Raw genomic sequence first — 16,616 nt, 5'->3', positions numbered from 1 at the left:
GTTAGTTTTCCCCCTTTACTATGTAGTCAACAAATATATATGGTGTCATAACATTGTTTGGATCGATGTCACCAGTTTCAACTATTTCTTCAGCTTCAACTATAACCATATCAGCAGCCGTAGCCATTAATGGGTTAAAGTTTCTAGTTGCTTGATTATAATATACATTACCTTTTTTATCTACTTTTGAACCAAATATAAGAGCTACATCAGCTTTTAATGGTTTCTCAAGGATATATTCAGATCCATCAACAGTGATGATTTCTTTTCCTTCTTGAACTATTGTTCCAAGACCAGTTGGCGTTAAGAATCCACCAAGACCAGCTCCACCACATCTAACTCTTTCAGCAAGAGTTCCTTGAGGAGATAATTCTACATCCATTTCTTTCTCGTTCATTTGACGTCCTGTTTCAGGGTTTGTCCCAATATGAGACGCAATAGTTTTTGAAACTTGTTTATTAACTATTAATTTACCAATACCCTTATCTGGAAAACCAGTATCATTTGCAATTATAGTTAAATTTTTAACACCTTTTTTAACTAAAGCATCTATAATATTCTCAGGTGTGCCTACAGCTAGAAATCCACCTATCATGATAGTCATTCCATCTTGAATTTTAGCAATAGCATCATCAATTGAAATAATTTTATTCATATCTTGTACCTCCATAAATTAAAAAGTTTCTTCCATATAAGTTTAACTCTATTTAAAAGATTTTGCAATGTATAAAGATTTATTATATTTCAAATTGTACAACTAATAGCTAAATTTTTATCATAATAAATAGAATTATTGGATTTAATAGTATTAAAATGGGTTTTATTGCTTTAATCAAGTAAAGTTTACATGGGTATTTAATGATTATTATGAAGTATTTTCATTGGTAAATTAAACATTAACGCTATATTAGAATAATTAAAAAGTAAGAAACGTGTAAATATAAAGTTAAATAACCATTGACTTAGATAAAATATTAACAGAAAAAGTATATATATCTTATTAAATTTACAAATTGAATTCTTTAAAAACATCTAAGGTTTTATTCTTTATTTTAAATTCTAAATTATGCATTTTAAATTAGAATTTACATATCAACAAATGAAACATTTAATCTTGTTAAATATTGTTTGGGAATTAGGTCAATGATATTAAAGGCATTATCCTATATGTTATAATTATGTAAAAGAAAACTATGAAAAAATAATTGAGAAACAAAGTGAATTTTAATTATGATACTGTATTTAAGTTCATTGTTAAAATAGTATTTAAAAATTACAAGGTATTAATTTGATTTAAGTATTTCTTAAATTTGCATTAGAAATAAATAGTATAAATTAAAAAGTAGGAAGTGATATTTATGGGAATTAGATTTATATATGGTAGAGCAGGGACAGGGAAGAGTTATACCTGTGTTGATGAAATATGTGAAAAGTCCGGTGATAATAAAAACCCACTGATATTAATAGTTCCAGAACAACTTTCCTTTAGAGCGGAGAAGGCTCTTATTGAGAGAATTGGAGCTACGGGTATAAATAATGTGCATCTTTTAAGTTTTAAAAGGCTTGCATTTACTGTATTTAATGAGGTTGGAGGGATAACCCATAAATATATGGATGACACGGGGAAGGCTATAATCATTGGGAGAGCAATTGAAGAGGTTAAGGATGATTTAAGTATTTTTAAAAAGGCAACGAAGCAAAAGGGATTTGTAGATAAAATTATAGGTGTTTTAACTGAGTTTAAAAGACACAATATTACTCCACAGGTTCTAATAGATTTAAAGGGAAATGTGGATGAAAGTTCATTACTGGTGGATAAATTAAGGGATGTTGAAGCTATTTATTCAAAATTTCAAGAAAAACTTAGTGGTGGATATTTTGATTCAGAGGATAATTTAACTATTTTGAAGGATAAGATTGATAACAGTAGTTTTTTAAAAGGTTCAGAGGTGTGGATTGATGAATTTAATGGGTTTACTCCACAGCAATACGATATTATCGGAAGGCTTCTTAAGTTATGCTCAAATGTAAACATAACTATACCATATAGTGGCGAAGAGGTTTCGGGAGTAGATGATGCAACTAATCCATTCTATCCAATTTATATCACTGAGGAAAAATTAACAAAACTTGCTCAGGATTACGGGTATTATCCAAAGGAAAACCTTCATTTAACTATTGCCCATAGATTTAAAAGTAGTAAGGAATTGAAATTTTTAGAAGAAAATTATTTTAACAATAAGGGTAAATTTATAGATAAAAAAACTCAGCATATTAAAATTTTCAAAGCCCAAAACCCTTATAGTGAAATTGAATTTGTAGCTAAGGAAGTTTTAGCTTTAGTTAGGGAAAAGAAATTAAGGTATAAAGATATTATCGTTATAAGTAGAGATTTAGAAAATTACAAGGATATAGTTAAGGTGATTTTTGAAGAATATGAAATACCTTTTTTTATAGATGATAAAGAAGATATCGCATCAAATCCATTGGTTGTTTATATAACCTCCCTTTTAAATATATTTGCAAAGGGATTTAGAGATAATTCTATTGTGAATTATTTTAAAAGTGGATTTGCAAACTTAATTCCAGGAGAAGTAGATTTATTAGAGAATTATGTTTTAGAATATGGAATTAAAAGTAGAAAAAAGTGGATTGATGAGGATAATGAGTTTTGGAGAGAAAATTCAAAGTATGAGGGAATCCTTGAGATTAAGACAAAGGCAATGGAACCGCTAATAAAGCTAGAAAAAGAGTTAAAGGGTAAGAATACTGTTAAGGATATTTGCACAAGTATTTACAAATTCTTAGTTGATAATCAGATTTATGAAAAAGTAAATGAATATGTAGAAAAATTTAAAGTTGAAGATAAACTAGTTTTAGTAGATGAATACGGAAGTATTTGGAATATGATAATAGAACTTTTAGATCAGTTTGTAGAAGTGTTAGGATCAGAAAAGCTATCTATTGAAGAGTTTAACACTCTTCTTACTATGGGAATATCTCATAATAAAATGGGCTTGATTCCAACATCTATGGATCAGGTAGTTGTGGGAAGTGCAGATAGAATAAAGGCCCAAGAAGTTAAGGTTGCTATAATTATAGGAGTTAATGATGGAGTCCTTCCAAGAACTAATGGAGATGAAGGTCTATTTAATGACAATGACAGAATGACCTTTAAAAATAATGGGATTAGTGTAGCTAACAATAGTTTTGAATTAGCCTTTGGGGAGCAATACTTAATTTACAACTTACTTAGCTTACCTAGTAATCTACTTTATATAACTTATCCAATTGCAGATTTAGAGGGGAAAACTAAGAGATATTCCATGGTTATTCCAAGGGTAAAATCATTATTTAAAAGTATAAGTGAAGAAACAGATATATTATCCAAGGTGCAGGATGAGGATACTGAAAATATAGTAGGTAAGATACCAACCTTTAATAATATGATTGGAAAGCTTCATGACTATATAGAAAAAGATGAGATAAATCCTCTTTGGAGAGAAATATATAATTATTACTACGACAAACCTTTATACAGAGAAAAGATAAATAAGGTTATAAGTGGATTCACATATAAAAATCATGTGGAGGAAATAGGTAAAGATAAGATAAGGGAACTCTACGGGAAAGGTCTCAGTGTATCAAAAATAGAGTCCTATGCAAATTGTTCTTTTGGGTATTTTGTACGATATGGATTAAGAGCGAAGGAAAGGAAGATATACACCTTTGCACCATTAGATTTTGGAAATTTGATTCATGAAGGTCTTGAAAAGTTTTCTAAGAAAGTCGAAAGTGAAAATGGAAAATGGGGTTCCCTAGATAAAGATTTCTGTGAAAGAATACTTACTGAAGTAATGGGTGAAATGATAAACTCTGATGAGCATTTAATACTTAAAAGTTCTAAAAGGTATGAATATATAGCTATAAGAGTAAGAAGAATTTTATATAGAATGATTCTAGTAATAAATGAACAGATGGAAAGAGGAACATTTAGTCCAATAGGATATGAACTTTCTTTTGGAGCAAATTCAGAAGATTATTACCCAGCAATCCCAATAACATTATCTAGTGGTGAAGTAGTAAAGCTACAGGGTAAGATTGATAGAGTTGACAAGGCCACTATTGATGGAACGGATTACTATAGAGTTATAGATTATAAAACAGGAAAGATAGATCTTGATATAAACGATGTTTACAACGGACTTAAGATTCAGTTACTTACTTATTTAGATGCAATTTTAACCTTAGAGGACAGTAGAAGATCAAAGAAATCCGTGGGGGAGATTTCTAATAGTAGAACTTCAATGCCAGGGGCTATGGTGTATCTATCTGTGGATGACCCAATTATGGATGGGAAAAAGCTTACTATAGATAACTTAGAGGAAGAAGTTTTAAAGGCTTTAAAGATGAAGGGAATTGTTATTAAGGATTTAAAAGTTGTAACGCGAATGGATAGAACTATAGAGGAGGGCGGAACCTCTTCAATTATACCAGTAGCCTTAAATAAGCCTAAAAAGGGAAGCAATGAGCCAGAATTCTCTAAAACTAATAACTCTGTGATAACAGCAGGTGGATTTAATGCACTAAGAGATCATATGAAGGATAAGATCAGAGAAGTCTGTGAAAATATGTTAGATGGAATTATAGAGGTAACCCCATGTAAAAATGGAAAGAGTTTTTACTGTGAGTACTGTGATTTTTCTTCCATATGTCAGTTTGATGAGAGCTTAGGTGTGAATAATTTTAAGGTTATGCCGAGGAAAAACAAGAAGGATTTACTTATGGAACTAGAGGAAGAAGGAAAGGGTGGTGAAAACTGTGGGGAGTAGTGTTAAATGGACTGATGATCAACAAAAGGCCATAGATATTAGATATAAAAATATATTGGTATCTGCAGCTGCAGGATCAGGAAAAACTGCGGTATTAGTTGAGAGAATAATAAAAATTATAACGGACACAGATAATCCGGTAAGTATTGATAAACTTCTTATTGTAACTTTTACCAATGCAGCAGCAGCAGAGATGAGGGAGCGTATTGGTGAAGCTATAAATAAAAGAATCCAAGAGGAGCCAAATAGTAGAAACCTACAAACTCAACTTATACTACTTAACAAGGCAAGTATTTCTACATTACACTCTTTTTGTTTAAATCTTATAAAGAATAATTTTCATCAAATAGATATAGAGCCTAGTTTTAGAGTTGGTGACACCACAGAAATTAATCTTCTAAAAATGGAAGCACTCGAGGAGTTAATGGAAGAAAAGTACGTTGAAGGACGAGAAGAATTTATTAATCTAGTAGAGAGTTATTGTGATAATAAAAGTGATAAAGCATTAGCAGATATAGTTTTAAGATTGTATAACTTTTCTATGAGTATGCCAAATCCAGAAGCCTGGCTAAGAGGAAAAGCAGAAGTTTTCAATGTGGGAGAAGATTTTTCCTTCGATAAATTACCCTTTAAAGATGCACTGTTAAAGGATTTGAGAGAAGAATTATTAACAGCTTTAGAGATGAATAATCAAGGGTTAGATTTTGTATTAGAAAATGAGATTATCTCTAAATATACATCTACATTTGAAAGTGATGGAGAAATCTTAGAAAGAACTTTAGAAATTATTGAAAATGAATTAAAGGATGGAAGGGAATATCTTGATGAAACCTCCTTCGGGAGAATTCCAACTCTTACAAAGTTAAGTGAAGAAGAGAAGTTGATTCAAAATCAGGCTAAGGGGCTAAGGGATAAGTGTAAGGAAATATATGTGTCAATAAAAAGTAAAATCTTAAACGCCACCTCAGAGGAAACAATTAAAATAACTAAAGATTTATATCCATTAATGAAGGAACTATCAACTTTAGTCATTGAATTTAAAGAAGGCTTTGATAAGAAAAAGAGAGAAAGAGGCATCATAGATTTTAACGACCAAGAGCATTTTGCTTTAGAGATTTTAAAAGATAAAGAAAGCCATGGGCCTTCCAATGTAGCCTTAGAAATGAGAGGGAAATTTGAAGAAATACTAGTGGATGAATATCAAGATTCCAATAATGTTCAAGAAGAAATAATAAATCTTATATGTAGGAAAGAAAAAGATAAGAGAAATGTATTTATGGTTGGGGATTTAAAGCAGAGTATATATAGATTTAGAATGGCAAAACCAGAGCTATTCAAGGAGAAAAAGGGAAGCTATACAAAGAATGGAGATGACTATAATGCCTTAATAACCCTACATAAAAACTTTAGAAGTAGGGAAGAAGTTATAGATGGTATAAACTATATCTTTAAAGCTGTAATGAGCGAAGATGTAGGGGAACTTTCCTACGATGAAGGTGAAGAACTAAAGGTTGGAGCATCTTATAAAGAATTTAATGGAGATGGAAATGTAGGTGGAGCTGTAGAGTTTAGCTTAATAAATCTAGACCAAGGTGATGTTGACAGTGAAGTGGATAGTGAAGAGACGCCTCTAAAATCTAATTCAGAAGATGTTGAGGATGAAAATGATGGCAATGAAGAGCAACTAGAGAAGGAAGAATTAGATGCTATACAAATAGAAGCTAGATTCGTTGCAAAGCGTATAAGAGAACTTATGGAAGTTCAAGGTGAAAATTCATTAAAGGTATATGATAAGCACATAGATGAATATAGAAGAGTCACCTATAAGGACATAATAATTCTCTTAAGATCCAGTAATAAATTATCTCCAATATTTATAGAAGAGTTTAAAAAAGTTGGAATTCCTCTATTTTCAGAAGGTGGGGGTGGATATTTTGAGACTCTAGAGGTTAAAACAATAATAAGTACCTTAGAGATTATAGATAATCCTATTCAAGATATTCCTCTTATAGCAGTATTAAGATCACCAATCGGTGGATTCACCACTGAAGAGCTTGCAGATATAAGAATTTATAATAAAAAGGATAGCTTTTATAACGCAATGGTAGGCTTACTAAATAATAGTAGTGAGGAAATTAATACTTTAGGCCATGGAGATAAGGTAGATGAAGAAAATATAAGTAGCGAAAACCTTGAAGAAGGCGAATACAAAGATGAAAAAAAATGTGATATTAATCTGCAATTGAAGATTAAAAAATTTCTAGATAAGATAAATAATTGGAGAATAGAAAGTAGATATACACCAATAAATCAGCTTATTTGGGAAATCATAACTGACACAGGATACTATGGCTATGTGGGGGCTTTACCTGGTGGAGAGCAAAGACAGGCTAATCTTAAAATATTATTTAAGAGAGCAAAAGACTTTGAAAAAACAAGCTATAGAGGATTATACAATTTCATTAATTTCATCAACAATATTAAAACTAGTAGCGAGGACATGGGAAGTGCTAAGATAATTGGAGAAAATGAAGATGTAGTAAGAATTATGAGTATTCATAAAAGTAAGGGTTTAGAATTCCCTGTAGTTTTCCTTTGTGGAATTGGGAAGAGATTTAATGAAGGTGATTTAAAAGGAAAGATACTATTTCATCAAGAACTAGGCTATGGTCCTACTTATATAGATTTAAATAAAAGAGTTAGTTATAGCACAGCTCAAAGAGATTTTATAAGCAAAAAGATTCAAGGTGAAAATAAATCAGAAGAAATGAGACTTCTTTATGTTGCACTGACAAGATCTAAGGAGAAATTAATACTTGTAGGAACCACTAAGGGAATAGAGAAAAAAATTGAAAAGTGGTCAGAGGCAGGACTAGATGATAATAAAGTTATAAAATCTAGTTATGTTAAGAATCAAAAGTGTTATATGGATTGGATTGGGGCTGCTTTAATAAATCATGAAAATGGTGAACCATTAAGACGTTACAAGGATCAAGTTGTAAAGGCAAGTTTCATAGAGGATGGAAGTAAGTTTAAAGTAAAAATTTATCCTAGGGAAGATTTCGAAGGTATAGAATCTATAAGTAATGAAGAAACTCCCATTATTGAAAAAATGGAAGCGCTAATAATTGCTGATGAGTACACAGGGGAAAAGAAATATGAAGAGCTAATAGCACAGAGACTTGATTTTAAATATGAATATGAAGAAGCCACAAAGATGCCAACGGTAATTACGGTTACAGAACTTAAGGAAGCCCATCAGAATAAAAATCTAATGAAGGATAACCTTAATGGGAATGATTCTGTAATAACTACAGGCTGTATTAGTGAAATAACAGAATCAGGTTTAAAGATAACAGAGGAAGGGTTTGAAGCTTTAAATGAAGAAGAAATATATGATGGAAAAGTATATGGTGAAGATTCTGGTGGAAAAAGAAAATTCAAACCATTAATGCAAACTCCATTATTCCTTCAAGAGAAAAAGGGATTAACCCCTTCAGAGGTTGGAACTGCATATCATAATATCATGCAAAGGTTAAATTTAAGTGAGGACATGACTAAGGAAAATATAACTTCCCAAATTAACAGTATGGTAAGTAATGAGCTTATAACGTTAGAAGCAGCAAAAACAGTCAAGGTAGATAAAATTTTTAAATTCTTTAAAAGTGATATTGGAGCTAAGGTTATAGAAGCTTTTAGAAATAGCACCTTAAAGAGAGAGTTGCCTTTTAGAGTGGAAATTGATAGTTCAGTTATTTATCCTCATATTGATGGTAACAAGTATAGTGAAGAAAAGATGCTATTAAGAGGAGTAATTGACTGTTACTTTGAAGATGGTGAAGAGGGTATAATTTTAGATTATAAAACAGATTATGCCACTGAGAAAAACATAGAAGAAATTAAGGATAGATATAAGTTACAGTTAGATTACTATAGTAAGGCTGTGGAAAATGCTTTTAAAAAGGCTAAAATAAGAAAGTATTTATATTTATTTTCACTGGATAAGGAAGTTGAAATAGAATAGAATGTAAATATAAAGTGTATCCATATATTTACATGGAGTGGTATGTAATATATAATGGGCTTATAGATAGTATGGGAAATAAGTTCATTTAAGGTGGTGTGTTATATGTCAATAGAGATGTTTAAAAGAAGCTCAGCTAGGGATTCTGAATTTAGAGGAAGAAATTCAGATACAGACAAGTATTACCATTCTGGAAAAGCTAATCTTATAGTTACAGTGGGGATTATAGCATTACTTATAGTTGGGTTTTATTTCATATGTAAGTAAATTACTAGAGAAAATTTAAGAAATATTAGGAGAGATTCAAAAGCTGATTTCTGTATTTAATAGAAATCAGCTTTTGATTGTATAGTCATGTTTATGATATATAAACATGCACTATAAATTGTGTGTCGATATTCTATAAGAATAGTAGAGAGGGATTGAGTGGATGAGTATAGAATAAGTATTCTAATGAAATTTTTGGAGTTGAATGCTTATGGAAAGTGAAGAAAAGATTTTACTGAATTCATTGTATGATAATATAAATTCCTATTCAGAGGTTATAGAGGTTTTTCAAAATCTTTCAAAAGTTTTCGATGATTACTTTGGATGTGAAACTCCTAATGGACTAACAATGTGTGAATGGGAATTTATTATTGATTATAACACCTATTGTATTAGTGCGCATAGAGATTTGGGATTAGATATGTTTTATGAGTTTTCAAAGGGTGTTTTCAAAATTGAACAGTATATAGGAGTAGATAGAGATAAGATTCTTTCTATTTTGGATAATATTGAAGTTTTTTCAGCAAATATTGTGGAGCTGTTTCAAAGGCAGATTCAATTAGAATTTAGAAGTCTTATAAATAAAAAGGTTGGAATATCCAATATTTTAGTTAATGAGCTTAATGATTTTTTAGGAGAATATATTGAGAGGAATATACAACATATTATTCCAAGGGTAAGTGAAATTAAAGTTGAAGCTGAAAAACTTATCATTGAAGAGCTAAATATCTATGATATGAATTTATGGAATATGAAAAAGACCATGGGTAAGCTGTGGAAAGATAGGAATGAACCTGAAGAGGGAGTATTCCTTGACAAAATTCTTTCAGAAAGAGAAAAATTTATAGATAATGTAGATAGCTTAAAATCTAAGTTACAAGTGATATTAAAAGAAAAATTTTTCAATATAGCAATAGAAGTGATAAGAGAAGCCATAGGGGAGAAAGTATCAAAAAAAATAATACAATTTAAAGTTAATCTTAATAAATCTATGGCAAAGAAAATTACCCATGGAGAAAAAAATAAATTCATGGATGTTGGATATAAAAATATTAAACAAAATTCCGTAGACTTAGAGTTATATAATATATGTTCAGAAATTTTTCTTATAGAGTACCACTATTTAAAAGCCATGGGTAATTTAAGTAAAAGTGGATTTTATGCTATAAAGGATGAGATTAAGTTTTCAATGGATAATATATTTATAAGTGAATTATATAGTCCAATTTATTATATAAAAACAGATGAAGACTTTAAAAATATATGTATACTTCAGAAGGAGAAGCTTAATTATATAATTTATAAATTTGTTATAGAATCAATTAAGAGGGTTAAAGATAAGTACTATAACGGTATGGTAAATATGCTTTTAAGAAAAAAGAATAATATTGATAAAATCTATATTTTCAAAGCTATAGATAACTGTACAGGTTATGTTAATTATTATAACCCCGAAATTATAGTTGAAGTTTATAATAAAATTAAGGAATCATATAGTGGGTATAAAGATGAAAAAGGGATAGATACACATTTTAGTACTATATTAAATAGTGACTATGTGGATAATAACATGGATGAGGAATTTTTTAGACAGTTCATGGAACTTGGTGATGAGTACGAAAGTATTATTAATTTAAATAGTTATAATAGTATTGAATCGCTAGAAGATAAGAAGAATGAACTACATGTTAATATAAAAAATTTTAAAATGAAGCTTTGGGATGCCTTGGAGGAAGAATTTATATTATATTTTGATTCTATATTTCATGCAGTAGGAAGAAATATGGAGTATGTGAAAAGACAGGCTGAGTATTATGTTGAGAAAAGTAATACATAGATTGTAATTTAAAATCTAAAATCTAAAATTAAGGATTAAGGCTGAAATAATAAATGGATTTAAAAAAATAGAATATATCAAGTAATTAGAAAATATGTAAAGTAAATATAAAAAGGTCTAGTAAGCTAAGAATATTCCTACTTACTAGACCTTTTAACCATACCTATTTTTCTATAGCTGATATTGCTAGAAATGGACAATTAGAAATACAGTTGCCACATTTAATGCATTTACTTTGATCAATCATAACATCTCTATTTTCTTTAAAAATAGCAGTTGTTGGGCAGAAATTAATACATCTACCGCAAGCTATACATTTTTTTTGATTTATAAGTACCGTAGAATTTTTAAGTGTATCGTTATTTTTATGAAAAAGTTCTTCGTTCATGCTCATAGTACAATCTCCTTTTATCTAAACATATGATGTGCTTATATATTATTATTCATAGTAAGTATTATATAAGATTAATTATCTTCTATAACATCATATCAAATACAGACTATTGCTTCAATATTTATTTTATTAATAAGATTAGTTGATTTATATTTCAAGTCAATATTTAGAATCACCTTTGTTGTAAATACTTAACAGGTAAGGTATACTTTTATCATGAAGAAATTTTTGTAAGTAGAAAGGGAGTCTTATAATTATGGATGACAAGGAATTACTTAAAAACCTTTGTATGGCCCATGGTCCTAGCGGAAGAGAACACTGGCTTTGGGATTATGTATCAGAGGTGTTTTCAGAATTTGGAGAAGTTACTAAAGATAATTTAAACAATATAATTGTTCATAAAAAGGGAAATGGCAAGGGTAAAATCATGCTTATGGCACACCTGGATGAAGTATTCATGGTTGTGACAGATATAAAAGAAAATGGATTCTTAGAGTTTAAAGGAAATGGTATTGATGCAAAGACTTTAGTATCTAAAGAAGTTGTTATACATGGAAAAGATACATTGACTGGAATTATAGGAATTAAACCTCCTCATTTAATGAAAGAGGAGGATCGTAAAAAGGCAGTCACAATAGATTCTTTATTAATAGATACTGGATACTTAAAAGAAGATTTAGAAAATATAGTAAAACCTGGGGATTATATAACTGTTAAGGGGAATTATAAAGAACTTTTAAACAATAATGTAAGTGTAAAAACCGTTGATGATAGAGGTGGAGTTGTAGCCCTTTATAGATGTGCAAAGGAGCTTAAGAATATTAAGCATGACATGGATGTTTATTTTGTGTGTTCAGCTCAAGAGGAAGTTGGTCATAGAGGGGCTAAAACTGCAACAAATAGAATTAAACCAGATATAGGAATTGCTGTGGATGTAACCTTTGATTGTGGAAAGCATGGTCTTGAACATGGGGATACTAAGCTTGGGAATGGCGGAGTAATATGTATAGGTCCTAATATACACCCTAAGGTTAGAAAATATCTTATGAAGTTATGTAAGGAGTATAGTATTCCATTCCAATTAGAGGTTGAAGCAGGGTCAACAGGAACAGATGCTTGGGATATTCAAGTTTCAGGTGAAGGTGTTGCTACATTACTTATATCTATTCCAATAAAGTACATGCATACCTCTGTGGAGATGGTTAATATGGATGATATAAAAAATACTGGATATATGATGGCTAAACTTATAGAAAGTATTAAGGGAGAAGAATTGGAGGAATTAATATGTTTTTAGATGAAGTTCTTCAAAAAAATGGCCTCTTAGATAAATTAACTTCATTAAGCGGTCCTTCAGGATTTGAAGGAGATGTGAGAAGTTTTATTAAGGCGGAGGTTAAACCTTATGTAGATGAAATTTTTGTGGATAGAATGGGAAATATTATTGTTCATAAAAAAGGATCAGGTAAAAGAGTTATAATTGATGCACATATGGATGAGGTAGGATTTATTATAACAGGATACAATGAGGATGGAACATTAAGATTTAGTCCACTTGGAGGTATAAATGCAAAAATAATACCGTCTAAAACTGTACTTATTGGACCAGATAAAATTGCTGGAGTTATTGGAGCTAAACCAATTCATCTTCAGAGTGCAGAGGAAAGAGAAAAGGGTCTTACCTATAACGATTGTTGTATTGATATAGGGGCTAATACTAGAATGCAAAGTGAAGATATTATTGAGCTTGGTGAGTATGTAGTCTTTGATACACAATATGATGAATTTGGACAAGGTCTTGTTAAGGGGAAAGCCTTTGACGATAGAGTAGGGTGTCTTGTACTTATGGAAGCTTTAAAGGAAAGTTATGATGTGGACTTATATGGTACATTTACAGTTCAAGAAGAGGTTGGCGATAGAGGTGCTTATATATCTTCATTAAATATTAAGGGCGATATTGGCATTGCGTTAGAGGGAACTATATGTGCAGACATGTCAAATGTAGAAAAACATTTAAGAGCTACAGAGGTTGGAAAAGGACCGGCTATATCTATAATGGATTTAACTAGTATATTTGATACAGATATAGCAGATAACATTATGGAAGTTGGAGATAACTTAAATGTAACTTATCAGAGAAGAAGGGCAATAGCTGGAGGAAATGATGCAGCAACCTTCCATGGTACAGGAGAAGGGGCAAAAATTGCTACACTATCAGTTCCATGTAGATATATTCATTCTTCTGTGTCAGTGGCATCAAAGAAGGATATAGAAAATACGGTGAAATTGCTTGTAGGATATTTAAAGAGTTTATAGATATTAAAGTAAAGATTTGCAGTAATAGATAGGTGAAATTTCTAATTATATAATTAATAGAGTGAAGAATTTGGAGGTATAATCATGAATAAATTATTTGAAAACTTAATAGGAGCTTTCGGAGTGAGTGGTCATGAGGATGAAGTGAGAAGCGTAATAATAGAACATTTAGATTCATCTGGTATAGAACATAGAGTTGATAAAATGGGTAATGTAATAGTAGCAATGGGAGCAAAGGATCAACCAGAGGAAAAAAGAGTTATGGTTTCAGCTCATATGGATACTATAGGTTTTATAGTTATGTATATAGAAGATAACGGATTCTTAAGAATTGGTAAAGTTGGAGATTTTAATGAAACCGCTTTTATAAACAATGTAGTTGAATTTGAAAATGGAAACTCAGGAAGGGTATCTACAGCAAAGGACAACGGTAAGATTGAAGATATGTATATTGACCTTGGAGTTGAGAGTAGAGAAGAAGCACTTGAACTTGTAAGAGAAGGTGATGTATGTGTAGTTACTTCTAATATTATTGAGGAAGAAAAAAATATAATAGCACCAGCATTAGACAATAGAACCGGGTGCTACATGATGTTAAAGGCTGTGGAAAAATTAGCAGGAGATAAATCGTTACTAGAAAATCTAGATAAAGAGATATTCTTTGTGTTCTCAACTCAGAAGAAGCTTGGAGCTAGAGGTGCTAGAGCTGCTGCTTATGAAATAAACCCTATGTATGCATTAGTTGTGGATGGAGAAGTTTCAGGAGATAGTTTAGGTGGCAAAGGGAAATTATCTTTAGGTAAAGGCACAGGAATTAAATTTATGGACAGAACTATGATAATGCATCATGAGGTAAAAGAGCAATTAGAAGAAGTTTATGAAAAGCTTGAGAAGAAACCACATTATATATTTAGTGAAGAGCATGGAGATGGAAAAACTATTCATAAAGAGGGTACAGGAGTTAAAACTGGAACTTTAGTATACCCAGTAAGATACAAAAATACTAACATGGAAATGGTTAACTATAAAGATATAGAAGAAGGTATTGAAGTAATATATAATTATATAACTTTATAATTATAGGATGAATAAAAAGAAAAATATAATTATATAAATATATAGATTCTAATTAAAGATGTACAGTTTGTGATTTGAAATGAGGTATAAAATCCTAAATAAATTTTTAAAGAATAAAATCTATAAATTTAATTAGAACATATATATGTTAATAAATATTATTTAGAGGAGAGTTATAATGGAGTTTGGGTTTAACTTTATGTCTAGTATTTTTCCAGTTATATTTATAATTATATTTACCATTGTAATAGGAACATTTATTGTAACCGCAGTAAAAGGTATAGGGACTTGGAGTAAAAATAATAATTCACCTGTGCTTACAGTAGATTCATCAGTTGTTTCAAAACGAATATCAGTAACTCATCATAATCACAATAATGGAGATAACATGCATAATTCATCTAGTTCTACAGATTACTATGTTACATTTCAAGTAGAGAGTGGAGATAGAATTGAGCTTAAGGTTAATGGTGGAGAGTATGGAATTCTTGTGGAAGGTGACAGAGGAAAGTTAACATTTCAAGGGAGTAGATACAAAGAATTTCAACGTATCCGTGGATAAAATAAAAAGAACTTGTGACAAAATATAATAACATAAAAGTAGAAAGTGGATTCAATGTGAATCCACTTTCTATTTTTAGTTATTTTGCACTGTAGTAACATCTTTTTGGAGATTCTATTTTATCTTCAGCTTTAAGTGCTTTTATAGCTTTGTCTACTTCTTTTTTATCGATAGCAGCTTTCTCGGCTATTTCTCCAGCTTTTAATGGTTCTGATGAATTTTTTAATACTTCTAAAACTTTATCTACCATTTTAACACCTCTTTAATAATAATAATTTAACGATAATATTTATTGATTAGATTATATAGCATTTGATTAAAAGTTTCAACTACATATTTTAAAAATTTTATTAAGTATATAGTTTAGATATATACTTAATAAAATATGAAGGACAGAGCAATGTGGTATATTAATAAAATTAAATTAAAATTTATTTTTTATACTTTCGTATAAGTCCTCTCGTCTATCCAACTTAAATTTGAAGGTTGATCGAATGGTATCTACTAAGGATTTATCGATATCTGCAACAATTATATCTTCAACACCATCATCTGCATATGAAATGACTTTACCTAAGGGGTCTATAATCATTGAGTTTCCACTATATGCAATTTTATTGCCTAACCCAATTCTGTTTACACCGGCAATATAACATTGGTTTTCTATAGCTCTACTTTTAAGCATTGATATCCAGTGATCTTTTCTTATATTTGGCCAGTTTGCAGCTACCGTTATTAAGTCAGATTTTTTAGAAGCAATTTGAAAAATTTCAGGGAATCTTAAATCATAGCATATAAATGGGGCAATAGTAATACCTTTAATAGTGGTATATAGGATATCGTTGCCACCAATGTAATGATTACCTTCATCACCATAGGAAAAGGGATGTAATTTAGTATAATTACATAAAATTTCTCCTGTACTAGAAATTATGGAATAATTATTTTTTGCCTTAACATTTCCATCAATACCTTGGATATAACCAACCCCAGCACTCACATTATACAATTTGCACAAATTGGAAATATAATTCAGGGTAGAAAAGCTGAATTCTTTAAATTTATTTACATCCATGGTGAAGCCTGTAAAGGACAGTTCAGGGAATAATAATAAATCAATGTTCATGTCTTTAGCTCTTTTAAAAAAATCTTTACTTGAAATTAAGTTAAATTGTTTGTTTTCCCATAGAATATTATTTTGTACAAGTCCAATTTTCATGACATCACCCCTTATATTATATAGAAAGAATTAATTACTTTAAATTTGGATAATACTATTGTAACAAAAATTAAGCATAATTAGTAAA

At 30.1% G+C, this 16,616-nt stretch carries 12 protein-coding genes; 8 read left to right on the top strand and 4 right to left on the bottom strand.

Annotation, left to right across the window (positions count from 1 at the left end; translation table 11 throughout):
* Nucleotide 1: 1 nt before the first annotated feature.
* Nucleotides 2-655 (bottom strand): acetate CoA-transferase subunit alpha, encoded by a 654-nt coding sequence (atoD, locus tag RSA29_RS04890; protein WP_346942767.1) that lies wholly within the window; start codon nucleotides 653-655, stop codon nucleotides 2-4.
* Nucleotides 656-1,358: 703 nt separating this feature from the next.
* Here atoD and addB point away from each other — a divergent pair.
* The 4 genes from addB (at nucleotide 1,359) to RSA29_RS04870 (ending at nucleotide 10,960) form a co-directional block, all read left to right on the top strand.
* Nucleotides 1,359-4,832 (top strand): helicase-exonuclease AddAB subunit AddB, encoded by a 3,474-nt coding sequence (addB, locus tag RSA29_RS04885; protein WP_346942768.1) that lies wholly within the window; start codon nucleotides 1,359-1,361, stop codon nucleotides 4,830-4,832.
* Nucleotides 4,822-8,856: a helicase-exonuclease AddAB subunit AddA gene (gene addA / locus RSA29_RS04880; RefSeq protein WP_346942769.1), complete on the top strand. Its 4,035-nt coding sequence runs from the start codon at nucleotides 4,822-4,824 to the stop codon at nucleotides 8,854-8,856. Before addB ends, addA begins: the two co-directional genes overlap by 11 nt.
* 105 nt (nucleotides 8,857-8,961) lie before the next feature.
* Nucleotides 8,962-9,123, top strand: a complete 162-nt coding sequence (locus RSA29_RS04875) for a hypothetical protein (RefSeq protein WP_346942770.1) — start codon at nucleotides 8,962-8,964, stop codon at nucleotides 9,121-9,123.
* Between the two features lie 211 nt (nucleotides 9,124-9,334).
* On the top strand, nucleotides 9,335-10,960 hold the full coding sequence (locus RSA29_RS04870) for a hypothetical protein (RefSeq protein WP_346942771.1): 1,626 nt from the start codon (nucleotides 9,335-9,337) through the stop codon (nucleotides 10,958-10,960).
* Between the two features lie 163 nt (nucleotides 10,961-11,123).
* Here RSA29_RS04870 and RSA29_RS04865 read toward each other — a convergent pair whose 3' ends face one another.
* On the bottom strand, nucleotides 11,124-11,354 hold the full coding sequence (locus tag RSA29_RS04865; RefSeq protein WP_346942772.1) for a 4Fe-4S binding protein: 231 nt from the start codon (nucleotides 11,352-11,354) through the stop codon (nucleotides 11,124-11,126).
* Between the two features lie 256 nt (nucleotides 11,355-11,610).
* Between RSA29_RS04865 and RSA29_RS04860 the strand changes: the two genes are divergently transcribed.
* The 4 genes from RSA29_RS04860 to RSA29_RS04845 all read left to right on the top strand — a co-directional run bounded on the left by RSA29_RS04860 (nucleotide 11,611) and on the right by RSA29_RS04845 (nucleotide 15,309).
* Nucleotides 11,611-12,651: a M42 family metallopeptidase gene (locus RSA29_RS04860; protein ID WP_346942773.1), complete on the top strand. Its 1,041-nt coding sequence runs from the start codon at nucleotides 11,611-11,613 to the stop codon at nucleotides 12,649-12,651.
* Nucleotides 12,642-13,670: a M42 family peptidase gene (locus tag RSA29_RS04855; RefSeq protein ID WP_346942774.1), complete on the top strand. Its 1,029-nt coding sequence runs from the start codon at nucleotides 12,642-12,644 to the stop codon at nucleotides 13,668-13,670. Before RSA29_RS04860 ends, RSA29_RS04855 begins: the two co-directional genes overlap by 10 nt.
* Before the next feature lie 84 nt (nucleotides 13,671-13,754).
* Nucleotides 13,755-14,747 carry a hypothetical protein gene (locus RSA29_RS04850; protein WP_346942775.1) on the top strand — a complete coding sequence of 331 codons (993 nt, stop codon included), beginning with the start codon at nucleotides 13,755-13,757 and terminating at the stop codon, nucleotides 14,745-14,747.
* Nucleotides 14,748-14,925: 178 nt separating this feature from the next.
* On the top strand, nucleotides 14,926-15,309 hold the full coding sequence (locus RSA29_RS04845; protein ID WP_346942776.1) for a DUF2500 domain-containing protein: 384 nt from the start codon (nucleotides 14,926-14,928) through the stop codon (nucleotides 15,307-15,309).
* Nucleotides 15,310-15,388: 79 nt separating this feature from the next.
* Here RSA29_RS04845 and RSA29_RS04840 read toward each other — a convergent pair whose 3' ends face one another.
* Together RSA29_RS04840 and RSA29_RS04835 are read right to left on the bottom strand one after the other, a co-directional pair.
* Nucleotides 15,389-15,559 carry an HTH domain-containing protein gene (locus RSA29_RS04840; RefSeq protein WP_346942777.1) on the bottom strand — a complete coding sequence of 57 codons (171 nt, stop codon included), beginning with the start codon at nucleotides 15,557-15,559 and terminating at the stop codon, nucleotides 15,389-15,391.
* Nucleotides 15,560-15,733: 174 nt separating this feature from the next.
* Nucleotides 15,734-16,528, bottom strand: a complete 795-nt coding sequence (locus tag RSA29_RS04835; RefSeq protein WP_346942778.1) for a nitrilase-related carbon-nitrogen hydrolase — start codon at nucleotides 16,526-16,528, stop codon at nucleotides 15,734-15,736.
* Nucleotides 16,529-16,616: the final 88 nt, after the last annotated feature.

The sequence above is a fragment of the Clostridium sp. genome, from assembly GCF_036660475.1.
Lineage (GTDB): Bacteria > Bacillota > Clostridia > Clostridiales > Clostridiaceae > Clostridium_J.
The sequence above is the reverse complement of the archived record's forward strand: the minus strand, read 5'-3'. Positions and strand labels throughout refer to the sequence as shown.

Coding starts and splice junctions, on each gene's coding strand:
- atoD (WP_346942767.1), bottom strand. CDS start 655: ATGAATAAAATTATTTCAATTGATGATGCTATTGCTAAAATTCAAGAT.
- addB (WP_346942768.1), top strand. CDS start 1,359: ATGGGAATTAGATTTATATATGGTAGAGCAGGGACAGGGAAGAGTTAT.
- RSA29_RS04875 (WP_346942770.1), top strand. CDS start 8,962: ATGTCAATAGAGATGTTTAAAAGAAGCTCAGCTAGGGATTCTGAATTT.
- RSA29_RS04870 (WP_346942771.1), top strand. CDS start 9,335: ATGGAAAGTGAAGAAAAGATTTTACTGAATTCATTGTATGATAATATA.
- RSA29_RS04865 (WP_346942772.1), bottom strand. CDS start 11,354: ATGAGCATGAACGAAGAACTTTTTCATAAAAATAACGATACACTTAAA.
- RSA29_RS04860 (WP_346942773.1), top strand. CDS start 11,611: ATGGATGACAAGGAATTACTTAAAAACCTTTGTATGGCCCATGGTCCT.
- RSA29_RS04855 (WP_346942774.1), top strand. CDS start 12,642: ATGTTTTTAGATGAAGTTCTTCAAAAAAATGGCCTCTTAGATAAATTA.
- RSA29_RS04850 (WP_346942775.1), top strand. CDS start 13,755: ATGAATAAATTATTTGAAAACTTAATAGGAGCTTTCGGAGTGAGTGGT.
- RSA29_RS04845 (WP_346942776.1), top strand. CDS start 14,926: ATGGAGTTTGGGTTTAACTTTATGTCTAGTATTTTTCCAGTTATATTT.
- RSA29_RS04840 (WP_346942777.1), bottom strand. CDS start 15,559: ATGGTAGATAAAGTTTTAGAAGTATTAAAAAATTCATCAGAACCATTA.
- RSA29_RS04835 (WP_346942778.1), bottom strand. CDS start 16,528: ATGAAAATTGGACTTGTACAAAATAATATTCTATGGGAAAACAAACAA.